Annotated in this window: 15 protein-coding genes, 1 tRNA gene, 1 other RNA gene, 1 pseudogene and 1 riboswitch; of the genes and pseudogenes, 8 read left to right on the plus strand and 10 right to left on the minus strand. The window is 43.2% G+C overall.

The genetic code is table 11. The annotated features are described in order from the left end of the window. Positions 1-71 precede the first annotated feature (71 nt). A riboswitch (cobalamin riboswitch) is annotated at positions 72-297 on the minus strand. Between the two features lie 12 nt (positions 298-309). From CFR83_RS02435 to CFR83_RS02450, 5 genes and pseudogenes are all read left to right on the plus strand, one after another. Beyond that, a complete protein-coding gene (locus tag CFR83_RS02435; RefSeq protein ID WP_207758570.1) occupies positions 310-546 on the plus strand; it encodes a hypothetical protein in 237 nt (78 codons plus the stop codon). Next, positions 543-752, plus strand: a pseudogene (locus tag CFR83_RS08490) (cell division protein ZapA); the annotation flags it as partial. The gene CFR83_RS02435 and the pseudogene CFR83_RS08490, both read left to right, overlap by 4 nt. A 102-nt stretch (positions 753-854) precedes the next feature. After that, positions 855-1,074: non-coding RNA, 6S RNA (ssrS, locus tag CFR83_RS08495), on the plus strand. Between the two features lie 24 nt (positions 1,075-1,098). Then, a complete protein-coding gene (locus CFR83_RS02445) occupies positions 1,099-1,410 on the plus strand; it encodes a hypothetical protein (protein ID WP_243383315.1) in 312 nt (103 codons plus the stop codon). A gap of 11 nt (positions 1,411-1,421) precedes the next feature. Continuing rightward, entirely contained in the window at positions 1,422-2,243 is an 822-nt protein-coding gene (locus CFR83_RS02450) for a sulfite exporter TauE/SafE family protein (RefSeq protein ID WP_088812398.1), read from the plus strand. Between the two features lie 81 nt (positions 2,244-2,324). Here the strand turns inward: CFR83_RS02450 and CFR83_RS02455 are convergent, their stop codons facing one another. The 7 genes from CFR83_RS02455 to CFR83_RS02485 form a co-directional block, all read right to left on the minus strand. Continuing rightward, positions 2,325-3,845, minus strand: coding sequence for a malonate--CoA ligase (locus CFR83_RS02455; RefSeq protein WP_088812399.1), 1,521 nt, complete (start codon positions 3,843-3,845; stop codon positions 2,325-2,327). 2 nt (positions 3,846-3,847) lie between these two features. Continuing rightward, positions 3,848-4,840: a Bug family tripartite tricarboxylate transporter substrate binding protein gene (locus tag CFR83_RS02460; protein WP_088812400.1), complete on the minus strand. Its 993-nt coding sequence runs from the start codon at positions 4,838-4,840 to the stop codon at positions 3,848-3,850. A gap of 43 nt (positions 4,841-4,883) precedes the next feature. Next, a complete protein-coding gene (locus tag CFR83_RS02465) occupies positions 4,884-6,137 on the minus strand; it encodes a malonyl-CoA decarboxylase (RefSeq protein ID WP_243383316.1) in 1,254 nt (417 codons plus the stop codon). A gap of 29 nt (positions 6,138-6,166) precedes the next feature. Then, positions 6,167-6,835: a GntR family transcriptional regulator gene (locus tag CFR83_RS02470; RefSeq protein ID WP_165765038.1), complete on the minus strand. Its 669-nt coding sequence runs from the start codon at positions 6,833-6,835 to the stop codon at positions 6,167-6,169. A gap of 96 nt (positions 6,836-6,931) precedes the next feature. Then, positions 6,932-7,717: a prolipoprotein diacylglyceryl transferase gene (gene lgt / locus CFR83_RS02475; protein WP_088812402.1), complete on the minus strand. Its 786-nt coding sequence runs from the start codon at positions 7,715-7,717 to the stop codon at positions 6,932-6,934. A 41-nt stretch (positions 7,718-7,758) separates the two neighbouring features. Continuing rightward, the gene (locus CFR83_RS02480; RefSeq protein ID WP_088812403.1) at positions 7,759-8,223 is read right to left on the minus strand and encodes a DNA polymerase III subunit chi; all 465 of its coding nucleotides are present in this window, start codon (positions 8,221-8,223) and stop codon (positions 7,759-7,761) included. Positions 8,224-8,233: 10 nt separating this feature from the next. Continuing rightward, positions 8,234-9,730, minus strand: coding sequence for a leucyl aminopeptidase (locus CFR83_RS02485; RefSeq protein WP_088813168.1), 1,497 nt, complete (start codon positions 9,728-9,730; stop codon positions 8,234-8,236). A gap of 115 nt (positions 9,731-9,845) precedes the next feature. Here CFR83_RS02485 and lptF point away from each other — a divergent pair, with 115 nt between their 5' ends. From lptF to CFR83_RS02500, 3 genes are all read left to right on the plus strand, one after another. Then, entirely contained in the window at positions 9,846-10,961 is a 1,116-nt protein-coding gene (lptF, locus tag CFR83_RS02490; RefSeq protein WP_165765039.1) for an LPS export ABC transporter permease LptF, read from the plus strand. 2 nt (positions 10,962-10,963) lie between these two features. After that, on the plus strand, positions 10,964-12,124 hold the full coding sequence (lptG, locus tag CFR83_RS02495; RefSeq protein ID WP_088812405.1) for an LPS export ABC transporter permease LptG: 1,161 nt from the start codon (positions 10,964-10,966) through the stop codon (positions 12,122-12,124). A gap of 83 nt (positions 12,125-12,207) precedes the next feature. Next, complete coding sequence (locus CFR83_RS02500; RefSeq protein ID WP_088812406.1) at positions 12,208-13,149, plus strand: CysB family HTH-type transcriptional regulator; 942 nt, start codon at positions 12,208-12,210, stop codon at positions 13,147-13,149. Positions 13,150-13,203: 54 nt separating this feature from the next. On the opposite strand, the gene CFR83_RS02505 is transcribed toward CFR83_RS02500, so the two are convergent. From CFR83_RS02505 to CFR83_RS02515, 3 genes are all read right to left on the minus strand, one after another. Continuing rightward, the gene (locus CFR83_RS02505; protein WP_088812407.1) at positions 13,204-14,031 is read right to left on the minus strand and encodes a 23S rRNA (adenine(2030)-N(6))-methyltransferase RlmJ; all 828 of its coding nucleotides are present in this window, start codon (positions 14,029-14,031) and stop codon (positions 13,204-13,206) included. Between the two features lie 55 nt (positions 14,032-14,086). Then, positions 14,087-14,172: transfer RNA gene (locus CFR83_RS02510), tRNA-Leu, on the minus strand. A gap of 50 nt (positions 14,173-14,222) precedes the next feature. Next, positions 14,223-15,101, minus strand: a complete 879-nt coding sequence (locus CFR83_RS02515) for an NAD(P)-dependent oxidoreductase (protein ID WP_088812408.1) — start codon at positions 15,099-15,101, stop codon at positions 14,223-14,225. Positions 15,102-15,110: the final 9 nt, after the last annotated feature.

The following is a 15,110-nucleotide window of genomic DNA, read 5'->3' on the forward strand; positions in this document are numbered from 1 at the left end:
TCAAAAAATATGGCCTCTGGCTTGTTCCCCCGCAAGCACGGGACCTTCATCACTAAGCAACGTCCCCGTAGCTAGGTGAACCATTCCAGGCCGGTATCCGGGCTTATGAAACTAACTCAATGACCTTCCCAGCCTAAGCCAGTGGTATTCGATTGAGCCGGCACTTTCGTGCGTTCACTTACCGTTGCGGGGGCAGCACAGGTTATCCTTTAATCTATTGATTGAAAAACCCCTGTTTCCCGTTTAACTTTGATAAATTGCTATCTATCAAGAGCACCTAAGAACGCGTGTAGTATATACAATATGCCTATGTCAGAACTTACAAACAACTCTTATAGCCGTTTGCAAGACAGCCTAGAACGCCTAGAAGGTAAAACCAAGGCTTTGCTAGATGCTGTGGCGCAATCCCATAAAGAACGCTTGGCGCTAGAAACCAAGATTGAGGATGCCCAAGCGCGTATCCAAAATATCTTAAATAAGCTACCAAGCCAAAGCGATAGTGGTCAACTAGACCTTTTAGCCTCTGCACACAAGGATGAGCAATGAGCCAACATCGTATTGAACTCACCCTAGCTGGCCAAAAGTTTGCTTTTGCCACCACTCCAGAACATGAAGCTAGCTTGCGAGCAGCTGCTGCAATAGTTGATGAACAACTAGAAGCAGCCCTATCTGCTGGCAACCGCAGCATTGAGCGTGCCGCCATCATGACAGCTATCAAATTGGCTGGTGATTTGCAGGCTGCCAAAATGAATCTCAGCAACACAGAAAACCCTGGTGCATCTCTTGATCAGATTAGTACTTTGCAAAGCAAAGTTGATCAGATTGAAGCATCGGTTGATTCTGCGCTGAAAATGCTTTCCCTACCTGGTGCGCCAAGGCCAATAGTTCCTTGAACCGATGCGCAAGCATCTGGCGTGGGCCATATAGTGTGGGCGCGAGCGTCTCGTTGCTCATAGGGTATTGCTTTTGGCAATATTCTCCCTGAAAGACTTGATGCACCCGAAACATTATTGCCATGCCGCCTTGAACCTACTGGGTTCAGGATGACGGCCTAGCGGCTAAGGTGGGGAATCTAATACGATTAACAAGGAGACTGCAATGCTAAAAAAAATAATGTTAAGAATAGGTTTCATCGCAGCAATCAGCTTGGTAAGTAACGGTGCTTATGCTGCTGATGTTAATAATGGCAAAACATTGCACCAAACAAAATGCTACCAATGTCATGCTGAAAAATCAGGTCTAGGTAATGGCGATATTATTTACACAAGATCTGATCGCAAGGTCAAAGATATTAAGCGCCTTAAGTCTCAGGTTGGGATGTGCAACACTCAACTACGTCTAGACCTCTTCCCAGAAGATGAAGCTGACTTAGTTGCCTACTTAAATCAGCAATTTTATAAATTCAAATAATTGGTACAGCCATGACACTTGTACAAGTTGGGGCGTTGGCAGTACTGGGTAGTTTCACTGGATTTGCTGCAGGTTTATTGGGTATTGGCGGGGGCATGATCATGGTTCCCTTCCTAACTTTTTTGTTCACGATGTATGGATTTCCAGCTGAGGTAGTAGTGCACGTTGCTATTGCCACATCAATGGCAACAATTCTATTTACATCTTTATCATCAGTCAGAGCTCACCACAAACGTGGTGCAGTACGCTGGGATATTGTGATTACCTTAGTTCCAGGTATTTTGATTGGCGGTCTACTTGGTGGTGGCAAGTTATTTGCCATGCTGAAGACCGCGTGGCTATCACTCATATTTGCCTCATTTGTGGGTTTTTCTGCCTACCAAATGCTTATGAACAAAAAACCTAAGCCTAGTCGCACGTTACCTGGCAAGGTAGGCATGTTTGGCGCAGGTAGTTTTATTGGATTTTTATCTAGCTTAGTGGGTGCCGGTGGCGGATTTGTTTCCGTGCCATTTATGACTTGGTGCAATATCACCATGCATAACGCTGTAGCCACCTCAGCAGCTCTGGGGTTTCCGATTGCGCTAGCCAGCGCGATTGGCTACATCATCAGTGGCTATGGCAACCCTAACCTGCCTGTAGGCTCTCTAGGCTATGTCTATTTACCCGCTCTTGCATCGATTGCAGTAGCTAGTGTTTTAACTGCACCACTGGGTGCCAAAGTTGCCCACCAATTAAATGTCGCTCAACTCAAACGAGTGTTCGCTTTGGTTCTTTTCTGTTTAGCAGCTTATATGCTTAATAAAGGGCTTATTAGTTTTGGTCTTTATTAAGCTAGTCCAAGATTAATTTTTAATCTACTTAGAAATAAGGCCTTCATCTGAAGGCCTTATTCTTTTTACCAGTTGTTATTTTTATGCGTATGTTTGGCGCAGAATATTTTTCTGAACCTTACCCATGGTATTTCTGGGGAGCTCAGGAACAACAATCAAACGCTTAGGCACTTTAAAGTTCGCAATCTTGCCTTTTAACTCGGCAATCATGCTCTCTGGATTGAGCTTGGCGCCGGGTTTTGCAACAACCACAGCAACCACCGCTTCACCAAAGTCTGGATGTGGCACACCGATCACAGCACTCTCATCAACACCTGGCATGTCGTCAATAAAGCTTTCAATTTCTTTTGGATACACGTTGTAACCACCAGAAATAATCAAATCTTTACTTCTTCCAACAATACATAAGTAGTTGTTTGGCACCTTACCGGCACTTGTCTCCCCACCCCAGCGTCCAACATCACCAGTCTTAAACCAACCATCCTTGGTGAACTCTTCTTTGGTCTTTTCTGGCATGCGCCAGTAACCTTTAAACACATTCGGTCCTTTGACCTCAACGTTACCAATCTCATTCACACCACATAACTTGCCATCATCTTTGATAACTCTGACTTGTGTTTGAGGCAACGGCAATCCCACAGAGCCGCCCACTCGAGCACCTCCATACGGATTCGATACCAACATCACCGTCTCGCTCATGCCGTAACGCTCAAGAATGGTGTGCCCCGTTCTCTCTTTAAAGAGATTAAATGTTTCTGTGAGTAATGGCGCTGATCCAGAAATAAATAAACGCATATTTCTGACAGTTTTTTTGGTGAACTCTTTATCTAGCAATAAGCGCACGTAGAAAGTTGGCACACCCATCATGACTGTAGAACGAGGCATGTGCTTAATTAGCTCTTTGGTATCTAAACGCGGCAACCAAATCATCTTGCTGCCGTTTAGCAATGCGCCATGAGAAGCAACAAATAGACCATGCACATGGAAAATTGGTAGTGCGTGCAACAACACATCTCCCTTTTTCCAACCCCAGAACTTTTGCAATACCTTGGCATTACTTCCCAAGTTCTTATGAGTGAGCATGGCTCCCTTACTACGCCCAGTAGTTCCTGAGGTGTAGAGGATGGCAGCCAAATCATCGTCAGATTTTTTAACCGTTTTAAATCGATCAGATAACTTACCTGCTTTTTCTAATAACGTACCCGATCTGTCGTCACCCAATGTGTACACATGCTTAGTGCCGCATTTTTTTGCCACATCAGACACCCAGGATTGATTCTTAGGACTGCACACCACAACTGCTGGTTCAGCATTACCTAAGAAATACTCAATCTCAGCAGCTTGGTAAGCGGTATTTAGTGGCAAATAAACCAAGCCAGCTTTTAAAGTTGCCAAATATAAGAAAAGTGCCTCAGGTGACTTTTCAACTTGAACAGCGACACGTGAGCCTTGTGGCAACTTTAAGCCAGCCAATAAGTTAGCCATCTTAGATGTAGCTTTTTCTAAGTCATCCCAACTGTAGTACAAACCATCATGCGTCTCAATTGCGCACGATGATTTATCTCTAGGGAAACCCTTTTCTAAAAGTTCATATAGGTTCATGGTTAGTCCATTTTTGCGCCTGAGGCTTTGGCAACATCAGCCCAACGTTTGATCTCAGCGTTAACAAACTTACCGTAGGCCTCACCAGTTAAGCTAGGTGTTTCTGAACCGTTGTTTAGCCAAGAGTTTTTCAACTCAGGGCTATTGAGTGCTTTTGTAACTTCAGCAGTCATCTTGTCAACGATTTCTTTAGGTGTGCCTTTTGGCGCCCATAAACCATACCAGGTACTTACAACATAACCAGGCACGCCTGCTTCCGCTGCAGTTGGCACATCAGGGAAAGCTGGAGAGCGCTTTGTTGCGGCCACCGCCAACGCTTTAATTTTTCCAGATTTGATGTGCTGTGAAGATGAACCCAAACCATCAAACATCATTTCCACTTGACCAGCAATTAAATCTGACAAGGCAGGACCTGCACCACGATATGGAATATGCGTGATAAATGTTTTCGTTTGCATCTTGAATAACTCACCAGCAAGGTGATGGGAGCTACCGTTACCAGCACTGCCGTAATTTAGTTTGGCAGGATTTTTTTTCGCATACTCAATCAAACCTTTTAAATCTGTGACAGGTATTTTTTGAGCATTGATCACCACTACTTGTGGCGGTGTTGCCAGCAACATGACTGGAACAAAACTTTTCTCAATGTCATAGTCCAATTTTTGATACATCGTTGGAGCAATCGCATGGTGTGCACCACCCATAAAGAAGGTGTAGCCGTCTGGTGCGGCCTTTGCTGCAATACCTGCTCCTAGAGTGCCACCGGCACCACCACGGTTATCAATCACAATTTGCTTACCCATTTGTTTGGTTAAATGGGCAGACAAAGGTCTTGCAAACGCATCTGTGCCACCACCTGCTGGGAATGGAACAATGATGGTGATTGGCTTACTTGGCCAATTAGGATCAGCTACTGCCAATCCTGAACCACCGATTAAACCCACAACTGCTGCTACGGCACTCAGTGCCTTTACTACATTTACTGGTTTTTTCATGGTTGTCTCCTCGTACTCCAGTTAAATTTCGTTGTTCATATTGCTAAATTAATTGAGAAACTGCTCTTGAATAAATAACTTCGCCATTTACAAAACGTTCGTGGTTATCTTCCACCTTATCCAAATCATATAAATAGTTCACCATCAGACCTGCTGACTGTTTAATCCCTTTTTTAGATAAGTCAGCAGACCAATTAATCCTGTGTAATTTCGCACCATTACCCAAGTGAAACTTAGCCACTGAATTTCCACCACGCTTAGGTGAATAATGCATGAGATAAATTGAGCAAAGTGCCAGTAAAGCCTCTTTTTCCTTCGCGCTAGCGCGCTCAGGATGCCAGCCATCCTGCAAACGATCACTCCAAGATTTATCTTTTAAGTTAAATAATTTAATTGCCTCTTTGTATCTCTCAATGACTGCGGGCTTTAATTGCTCTAAAGGCAAGTCAGCGCCACCATGCAACCAGTCTATGAATCCCGGTATGGGAGATAAGGTACAGAATGTTTTCAAACTTGGAAATTCTTTTTTCAGGCTATCAGCAACCCGCTTAATCAAAAAATTACCCATAGACACGCCGCGTAAACCAGGCTGACAGTTACTGATCGAATAAAAAATAGCACATTTATATTGATTCTGTTCAACTGGTGCAGATTTTTTATCCACCAATGGTGCTATTGATTCTGGAATGTCTGGCAAAAGTGCTACTTCAACAAAAATCAGGGGTTCATCTTGCAACTGCGGATGAAAGAATGCAAAGCACCTACGATCAGGTTGTAAACGACGACGCAAGTCATCCCAGCCATCTATCTCATGCACTGCTTCATGCTGAATAATTTTTTCTAATATGTGTGCAGGAGATTTCCAATCAACCTGATGCATTTTTAAAAACCCTGGATTAAACCAAGAGTTCAATAAATGCTGCATATCCGCATCGACAGCTTTGAGCTCAGGTTTTTTAGGCAAGAGCTTGAGTAACTGCTGACGCATATTAATAATCATGTGCGTGCCACCAGGCGCACGATTTAAGCGACGCAGAAGTTCTTGTCTTGGCGCTTCTGATACTTTCATCAACCAAACTAGATTATCAGCACTTGGGTCATCAGCATAAATTTGTGCAGCACTCAATACATCTGCAGCACTAGGGTTAAATTTTTCAGCCAAGTAATGAAAGTACTGTGCTTTTTGCTCATCATCCAAGGTGTTGTAGTTCTCAATCACATCACTGGCCATGCTGGCAGCATTGGATTCTCCACGCTCAGACAAAAGACGCTTCGTGGCATTGACCGTTTTGGTCATATGCCTAGCCTTAAGTAACTTATCCAAAATCATGCGGATAACCTCTGCTCTAGTTTAAGGAGCTTTAAGGCCTCACGTTGATTAAGAATGTGCAACTTCATTAACTGCTCAGCGTTTTGCGCATCGCGTTTTTTGAGCGCGTCAAAAATACCTAAGTGCTCTCTACAAGACTCCTCAATACGTCCTTTGTGATGCAAGCTACGGTGCCGAGATAAGTTTAAGATTCTTCTTAGGTCATGCACCATGTGAGTTAGCCACTCATTACCCGCTAGAGTTTGTATAGCAATGTGTATCTCACGGTTGGTTGCGTAGTACTGATCAATTTTCTTTTCTTTGGCGTAGGCTTTTAGTTTGTTGTGTAGGTTTTCTAAAGACTGTATCTGTGCATCACTAGCTCGCTCTGCAGCTTCATAAGCACAACGCCCCTCTAACATTGCCATTAGAGGAAATATTTCATCAAGATCTTTTTCAGTTAACTCGGTGACGTAACAACCACGACGTGGCTCAATTCTTAATAAGCCTTCTGAAGCCAAAATACGAATAGCTTCTCTGAATGGCGTTCTAGATACACCCAGCTCTTCTGCCAACTTTTGTTCATCGATCCATGAACCAGGAGACAAAACACCACCCGCAATCATGGAACGCAAGCGTTCCGTGACTTCTACATAAAGGGCTGTTTTGACTACTTTTAATGTCATATTCATCAATGTATTTTGTATACATTTTTGAATACATTAGTAAAAACCCTTAAAACATGGGGTAAGGAGGGAAACTACCTAGATAGTTAAAAAGACTTAATGAGGTTTTCTAAAAATTAGATAGATACCGAAGCCAATCATCGGTACCGATAACCACTGCCCCATGCTTAGACCAAGGCTTAACAAGCCCAGGAAGCTATCGGGTTCACGGGCAAATTCAGCTAAGAATCTGAAAAGTCCATAGCCCAATAAGAAGACTCCTGATACCTGCCCCACTGTGCGCTGTTTGGCAGCGTAGATCCAGAGAACAAATCCAAGACATAGACCTTCGCCAACAAACTGATACAGCTGCGATGGATGTCGTGCCAACATATCACCTGCCTGAGGAAACACCATCGCCCATGGAAGATCTGTAGGACGACCCCAAAGTTCACCATTAATAAAGTTACCTAATCGACCAAATGCCAGACCAAAAGGAACTAATGGCGCAATTAAATCTGTGACCTGAAAAAATGTTTTACCTTCTTTTCTAGCGGTCCACCACATGGCTGCCAAAACACCTAAGAAACCACCATGGAAAGACATGCCGCCTTCCCATACTTTTAGTACGTCTAGAGGATTTGCCAAGTAGTGACCAGGCATATAAAAAATCACATACCCTAAACGCCCACCCAGAATGACACCCACCACGCCAGCAAATAAAAGATCTTCGATGTATTTATAGCTAAGACCTTGAGATTGATATTGAACTTGTCCAACACGCCATTTACCCAATAGTAGAAATTGTGCAAAAGCCAACAAATACATCAAGCCATACCAATGTATGGCAATCGGTCCCACGCTAATAGCAACTGGATCAAATTGTGGGTGCATCAAGGGCATGATTTACTTTCTGTGAGTCTTCATTATTTTTGTAGTTAGTATCACTGACCACTTTGATCAAAGTTATGCAACTCATGTCCTTGGTCACGATAAGCTTTGTAACGCTCACGACCTGCTTGGCGATCTGCCTCATCAGTAGAAACTATTTCAACAATACGCGGAAATCTTGCCGCTAAGTTTTCAACAGATTTAGGTAAATTTCTACCCACATGAATCAAGACATCACCATGAGGTAAGGCATCCAACTCTGGAGCCTCAAAACTTTCCACTAAAACAATAGGGGTTTCGATTGCAAAATCATCAGCACCCCAGGCATGAGGTAAAAAGTCTGAGGCGCTAAATGTCCATAACTGAGTATCTAGCTCGCGCAAGAATTCTTTTGAGCCTACCACCACGATGTTTCTCATGGGCAAGTCCTCACGCGGACTTGCCATGATTTTACGAATCAAGCGGCAACTATAGAGCGGCTTGTTATTAACTTGGCTATGGAAATCTATTCTGGCCATCTGTTATGACTTAGGCCAAAAGATAGTTAACTAACAAAGGTACTGGTCTACCTGTTGCACCTTTAGCCGCACCACTCTTCCAAGCCGTACCTGCAATATCTAGATGCGCCCAAGTATATTTTTCTGTGTAGCGTGCCAAGAAACAAGCAGCCGTGATACTGCCCGCAGGACGACCACCAATATTTGCCATATCTGCAAAATTTGATTTCAACTGCTCTTGATAAGCACTATCCAAAGGCATGCGCCAGACCGTGTCTTGAGAGGTTCTACCCGCACTTAATAAACCTTCAGCCAACGCGTCATCATCAGAGAACATACCTGAATGCACCGCACCCAAGGCAATCACACAAGCACCAGTCAAGGTCGCAATATCAATCACTGCCGCAGGCTTAAATCGCTCCACATAAGTCAATGCATCACAGAGAATTAAACGACCTTCAGCATCGGTATTAAGAATTTCAATTGTTTGACCAGACATGCTGGTCACGATGTCACCAGGACGCGTGGCGTGAGCTGATGGCATGTTTTCGCAAGTTGGAATAACACCAATCACGTTACGCTTAAGCTTAAGCTCACCAATTGCTTGCATGGTTCCCAACACAGATGCAGCACCACACATGTCGTACTTCATCTCATCCATGCCCTCGCCCGGCTTTAATGAAATACCACCAGTATCAAACGTAATACCTTTACCTACCAATACTGTTGGCGCCTCTTTAAGAGCGGCACCTTGATGACGAATCACAATGAACTGTGGGGGTGTCAAAGCACCTTGAGCCACCGCCAAGAAAGCACCCATTTTTAATGCTTCGATTTCTTTACGACCCAACACTTCGACTTTAAAACCAAATTCTTTACCTAGCTTTTTGGCTGTTTGAGCCAAATAGCTAGGGGTACAAATATTTGGGGGTAAGTTACTCAAATCTTTTGTGAGATCCATGCCATTTGCAATTGCCATGCCTTCAGCCACAGCTTTTTGCAAATCCTTGTTATTTTTTGCATGACTTGCAATGGTTAACTGAGTCAGCTTCGATGGCTTGTCACTTGGCTTGGTTTTTAGATGTGTGTGACGTGCGCCAAATTTATAAACATGATCACGAGCCAATTGAACCAACAAACGCGCTTGAGTTAAGCCATCGCTTGCAGATAGATCTTCAAAAACCCATAAAGCATTTTTTGCGTTAGTAGCTGTTAATACTTTTAAACCAGCCTGCATCCATTTAGAAAAACCTGGGTTGCTAACTTTAGCCTTTGATGACTTTGGCTCATCCCCGGTAGAAACCAGGAGCAAACGCTCTGCTTTTAAGCCTAATTTAGCCCAAGCATCTGTAGAAGTTAATAACAAGGTACTACCTGCTTTTGACTCTAAATCACCTTGCTCAACTGCTTTTGCAATTGCACCGTGGGTGGCAGTATTGAGGGTAGCTAATGGACCAGTTAATTTTTTAGGGCTCTTAATCGCCAACCCATCAAATGCCAAAACAAGGCATGCTGTGGCTTGATTCATTTGGGCTTTAATGCCTAAAGAGCCCTCTGCAAATACTTTCGTGCTACATTCCATGTGCTTTCCTTTATACAAGGGAATTTTTGATACTTTCAATTATCGCCTAGCTTCGCTTTTTATGATTTTTAAGAGAGCCCTACGACAAGAACTCAATTTCACCACAGGTGTGGTGTTCATGGTTTTGGTCACGCTCGTTTTAACAAATTTAGTGGTAAGAGTATTAGCTAACGCCACCAGCGGTCTAGCAAATCCGAAAGATGCTGTTGTACTAATTGGTCTGGGCATGATCAATTATTTACCAATATTACTTACGGCTTCACTTTTTATCGCTATTTTAATTGTGCTAACTCGTTGGTACAAAGATTCAGAAATGGTCATTTGGCAAAGTGCAGGCATTGGTTTGTTTAGCATCCTCAAACCAATTATTTACTTTTCTATACCTGTTGCATTTGCAATTGCTGCTCTCTCAATTTTCATATCCCCATGGGCAAACCAACAGTCAGCCACCATCAAGCAACGTTTCCAACAACGTGATGACATTTCCATGCTGGCTCCAGGACAATTTAGAGAATCATCTGGCAACAATCGAGTGTTCTTTATTGAGAGTATTAATCCAGAAACAGAAATCATAAAAAATGTCTTTGTTACTGACTTTGGTAAAGATAAACAGCGCGTAGCAGTTGCCAAAGAAGGTTTCATCGAGAGAAATGCTGATGGCGATAAGACCCTCACACTTCAACTAGGTCGCCGCTACGAGGGCACACCTGGAAATACAGACTTCAGAATCACTGAATTTAATAAATACACAGTTAAATTAGAAGATAAAGTTGTCAATCCAGATATCACCAGCCCGAACACTATGCCAATTTGGGTTTTGTTACAAGACTTAAGCATTCAGAATCTTGCGGAAATTCTTTGGCGCATTGGAGTGCCAATGATGTCATTAGCTTTGGTGATTATTGCCATTCCCTTGTCATACACAGACCCACGCAAAGGTCGTTACACCGGCCTAATCATGGCCGTGTTAATTTACTTCTCATACTCAAACGTTTTAAATTTGATGCAGGCTTGGGTAAGAGTTGGAAAAATTAATTTCTCTATTGCCGCATGGTTGCCACATGTGATTGCCGTGATACTAGGTCTAGCGTTCTTGTACTTTAGAGAAAACAGGTCCGTGACTTTACGTAACTATCAGCATCATTGGCTTAAGTGGAAAAAGGCCAAAGGTCATTAATCATGTGGCAAAAATTATTTCCTCTTGTTTATGAGCGCTACATAGCAAAACAAATTTATTTGTCATTTGCTTTTATTCTGTTTGCCCTCACCTCATTATTTGTTTTCTTTGATTTCATTGCAGAAATCAAAGATACCAATACCACTTATTCAGTGGCGTTAGCATTTCTAACAGTTTTAATGCGTGTACCAAGTCGCTTAGTTGAAATTATTCCTATAGCTGGTTTGATTGGTGGCATTTATGTGATGGCCAATATGGCTGCACTCTCCGAATACACCATCTTGCGTATTGCTGGCCTAGATACAAAAAAAGCTTTAGTGACCTTGATGAAAATAGCAGCACCAATTGCTTTGCTAATTTTATTAATGAGTGAGGTACTAGGGCCATTTACCGAGGGTCTTTCAAAAAATATTCGTCTTAGCGCTCTTAATCAAGGTAAAGAAGCGCTGGAATTTCGCTCTGGGGCCTGGATCAAAGATAAGCTTCGTGGCAGCGATGGCAAAGGTGAAGTAAAGAACGGAATTCGTTATATCAATGTGGGCTCTCTAGAAGGCAGCCAGCTTATACGCGGTTTTAGAATGTACGAATTTAATGACCAGTATGGTCTGCTAGTAACTCGTACAGCAGAGACTGTAGAGTTTATTGGCGGCGGTATGTGGCGACTAAAAGACGTTACAGAAACAAGATTTACTGAAATTGCCAGTGGCAATCATTTAGATCCCAGCTTTACAACACAAATCAAAAAAACAGATACCTTAGATATTGAGACAGAAGTTAGCCCTCAGTTACTCGGAGCCCTTCTGATCAAACCAGATCGTCTGTCGATCATTGATTTATTCAATTACATCAATCACCTTAAAGAAAATAAGCAGGACTATCAGCGTTACGCGATTTCTTTTTGGAAAAAAGTGATTTACCCCTTCACAATTTTGGTGATGTTGGCATTGGCTTTGCCATTTGCTTACCTGCAAACTCGTTCAGGCGCTATTGGTTACAAAGTCTTCGGCGGCATCATGCTCGGCATCAGTTTCCAACTCTTTAATAGCCTGTTTTCTCACTTAGGCTTGCTTGGGGAGTGGCCTGCATTGGTGAGTGCCATTACACCAGCGATGATCTACTTCATCTTGGCACTGGTTGGCATACGCTGGGTTTCCAAAGTTTGAGTATTTAAGTTTTTTGCATTATTTCTACAAATAATATTAAATCGATTTAATATACGATTTAATACATATAGAGATGATTGCTCATGAACTTACATCAATTTAGATTTGTCAGGGAAGCCGTTCGACAAAACTTCAACCTCACTGAGGCAGCTAAGACTCTGTTCACGTCTCAGCCAGGCGTCTCAAAAGCAATTTTGGAACTTGAGGATGAGTTAGGCGTTGATATCTTTCGCCGCCACGGCAAAAGAATTAGAAGCCTAACTGAACCAGGCAAGCGCATCCTGACTTCTATCGAGAGAATTTTGATCGAAGTTGAAACACTCAAACGCGTGGGTAAAGATTTTGCCGCTCAAGATCAGGGTAACTTTGTGATTGCCACCACCCATACACAAGCGCGTTACGCCTTACCTAAAGTATTAACTGAATTCACCAAGCGCTTTCCTAAAGTACGCGTGAGCATTCAACAGGGCAGCCCACAACAAATTGCTGATATGTTGATTCACGATCAAGCAGATATTGCGATTGCTACCGAGGGTATTGCTGGTATCGATGGTCTGTTAGCTCTACCAGGTTATCAATGGCAACACGTGATCGCGGTTCAGCCAGAACACCCTCTTCTATCTAAGAAAAATGTTTCTTTGGAAGACTTGGTGGAATATCCCATCATTACATATGACAAAGCCTTCGCTGGTAGAACAAAGATTGATAAAGCGTTCAACAGCAAAAATCTAAGACCTGATGTGGTGTTAGAGGCTATTGACGCGGACGTAATCAAAACTTATGTAGAAACTGGTATGGGTATTGGCATTGTGGCTGGAGTTGCTTATGACGCTGAACGCGATCGCAATTTAAGAGTGATTCCAGCAGGTCACTTGTTTGGCAATAACGTCACCAAGATTGCCGTCAAACAAAATGCTTACCTACGCTCTTTTGTTTATACCTTTATTGAATTGTTCTCACCAACCTTGACTCGCAAGCTAGTCGATCAGGCCATGTCTGGCGAAAACGTGGATTACCAGATTTAATTAAAAACACTGCTTATTTTTATTGAGTCTTTTATTTTTTGGTTTTGATTTTTTTTATGAGATTTCATAGCTAGCACCAGGGTACTGGGCTAGCTTTTCTACCAAATATGGCATGATTTCCTGCATTGTGTCTTTGAGAGTCCAAGGCGGATTAATGATGAAAAGACCGCTACCCAACATGCCAAAACCTTTTTCATCAGGCTCTTGAACTGTCATCGCAATGTTGAGTGTCTTTTCTGATAACTTGCGTAGTGACTCGAGCATGCGAATGTGGTCGCCTCTTGTCAAAATCGGATACCAAACGACATACACACCTTCAGCAAATCTTGCCAAACCCTCTTGTAGAGCATCAACTACTTTAGGGTAATCAGTTTTAATCTCGTAGGGTGGATCCATAAAGATCACAGCTCTGCGAGTTGGTGGCGGCAATAAGGCTTTTAATGATGCAAACCCATCGCTTTTGAATAATTTAGCCTGACGATCGCGCTCAAAGTTTTCTTGCAAGATATCAAAGTCAGTTGGATGCAACTCAAAGAGGCGCATGCGATCATCTGTTCGAATGGTTCTGCGAATAACTTCAGGTGAACCTGGATACAAACTCCAATCCCCTTTGTTATTACATAACTGAATCAAGTTCATGTACTCGCGCAACACTGGCGGCAAATCATCACAATCCCACAAACGTGCCACACCATCTAGATATTCTGATTTTGTGTTGGCATAGTCAGATGCCAATGAATACATGCCAGCACCTGCATGGGTATCGATGACCCAATAAGGCTTATCCTTTTGATTCATGTACATCAAAATTTGCTGAAGCACACAATGCTTTAAGACATCAGCATGATTGCCTGCATGAAAAGCGTGACGGTATGCAAGCATTGGTCTGTGTAGTTAACTGAAATGAGTGTTGGTCAGAATGACATGGATGCAATTTTGGTGCCGCGGGACGGACTCGAACCGTCACACCTTTTGGGCGGGAGATTTTGAGTCTCCTGTGTCTACCAATTTCACCACCGCGGCATGCACCTTTTAAGTACTTTTTTAAGCACCAACTGCAGGTAAGACCGCTATTATGCCTCAAGTACCTTAAGAAGTGAAGATGTATCGTCGTACCCCCACCCAGCATCCATGAGCTTTTCTAACTGGCGAGCCACTGTTTGCAAGGCTGGCATGTCCAAATTAGCTGCCTGGGCAGCATCTTTTACCAAGAAGAAATCCTTGGCATGTAAACGCGCCTCAATGCCAGCTTTAAAGTCTCTACCCACCATCTTCGGACCCATTAAATCGAGCATGCGGCTACCGGCCATCCCGCCAGAAATTGCCTCAAATACCTTCTGTAAATCTGCCCCATTCGATGCTGCAAATCGCAAGGATTCAGCAACCCCTTGAATGTTGATCACCTGGGCAATCTGATTGCATAACTTGGCAACCTGCCCATGACCAACCGCTCCGATATGCGTAATTGTTTTGGCGTAGTTTTTAACAATCTCTTTCACTTTTGCCACGTCTGCATCAGCACCACCTAACATCATGACCAATGTGCCCTCGGTTGCAGCTTTCACACCACCACTGACAGGTGCATCAACATAGCTAACATTTTTACCAGCCATAATGGCAGCAATCTCTTTCGTGCCTTGAGGATCAATGGTGCTGTGATCTATACAAATTGCTCCAGGCTTAGCAGTGGCTATGACAGAATTTTTACCTGCATGTAAAACCTCAGCAACGTCTTGGGTACTCATCACATTGGTAATAATGAAATCGGCTCCATCAGCAGCCTCCGCAGGAGAGGCGCAAGGGATTGCCCCAGCATCCACCAAATGCTTGGCTTCGTTTTGATAGACCTCAGGACGTCTGGCATAAATCCTTAGCTGGTGGCCCGCTTTTAATAAATAACCAATCATGGGGCGACCCATATTGCCCAGACCAATGAATGCAATCGTGCTCATTTGTATCCT

Source organism: Polynucleobacter victoriensis, from assembly GCF_900187875.1.
In the GTDB taxonomy this organism is placed as follows: domain Bacteria; phylum Pseudomonadota; class Gammaproteobacteria; order Burkholderiales; family Burkholderiaceae; genus Polynucleobacter; species Polynucleobacter victoriensis.

Coding starts and splice junctions, on each gene's coding strand:
- CFR83_RS02435 (WP_207758570.1), top strand. CDS start 310: ATGTCAGAACTTACAAACAACTCTTATAGCCGTTTGCAAGACAGCCTA.
- CFR83_RS02450 (WP_088812398.1), top strand. CDS start 1,422: ATGACACTTGTACAAGTTGGGGCGTTGGCAGTACTGGGTAGTTTCACT.
- CFR83_RS02505 (WP_088812407.1), bottom strand. CDS start 14,031: ATGCTTGCATACCGTCACGCTTTTCATGCAGGCAATCATGCTGATGTC.
- CFR83_RS02455 (WP_088812399.1), bottom strand. CDS start 3,845: ATGAACCTATATGAACTTTTAGAAAAGGGTTTCCCTAGAGATAAATCA.
- CFR83_RS02470 (WP_165765038.1), bottom strand. CDS start 6,835: ATGACATTAAAAGTAGTCAAAACAGCCCTTTATGTAGAAGTCACGGAA.
- CFR83_RS02460 (WP_088812400.1), bottom strand. CDS start 4,840: ATGAAAAAACCAGTAAATGTAGTAAAGGCACTGAGTGCCGTAGCAGCA.
- lptF (WP_165765039.1), top strand. CDS start 9,846: ATGATTTTTAAGAGAGCCCTACGACAAGAACTCAATTTCACCACAGGT.
- CFR83_RS02480 (WP_088812403.1), bottom strand. CDS start 8,223: ATGGCCAGAATAGATTTCCATAGCCAAGTTAATAACAAGCCGCTCTAT.
- CFR83_RS02485 (WP_088813168.1), bottom strand. CDS start 9,730: ATGAATCAAGCCACAGCATGCCTTGTTTTGGCATTTGATGGGTTGGCG.
- CFR83_RS02445 (WP_243383315.1), top strand. CDS start 1,099: ATGCTAAAAAAAATAATGTTAAGAATAGGTTTCATCGCAGCAATCAGC.
- CFR83_RS02515 (WP_088812408.1), bottom strand. CDS start 15,101: ATGAGCACGATTGCATTCATTGGTCTGGGCAATATGGGTCGCCCCATG.
- CFR83_RS02465 (WP_243383316.1), bottom strand. CDS start 6,137: ATGACCAAAACGGTCAATGCCACGAAGCGTCTTTTGTCTGAGCGTGGA.
- CFR83_RS02500 (WP_088812406.1), top strand. CDS start 12,208: ATGAACTTACATCAATTTAGATTTGTCAGGGAAGCCGTTCGACAAAAC.
- lgt (WP_088812402.1), bottom strand. CDS start 7,717: ATGCCCTTGATGCACCCACAATTTGATCCAGTTGCTATTAGCGTGGGA.
- lptG (WP_088812405.1), top strand. CDS start 10,964: ATGTGGCAAAAATTATTTCCTCTTGTTTATGAGCGCTACATAGCAAAA.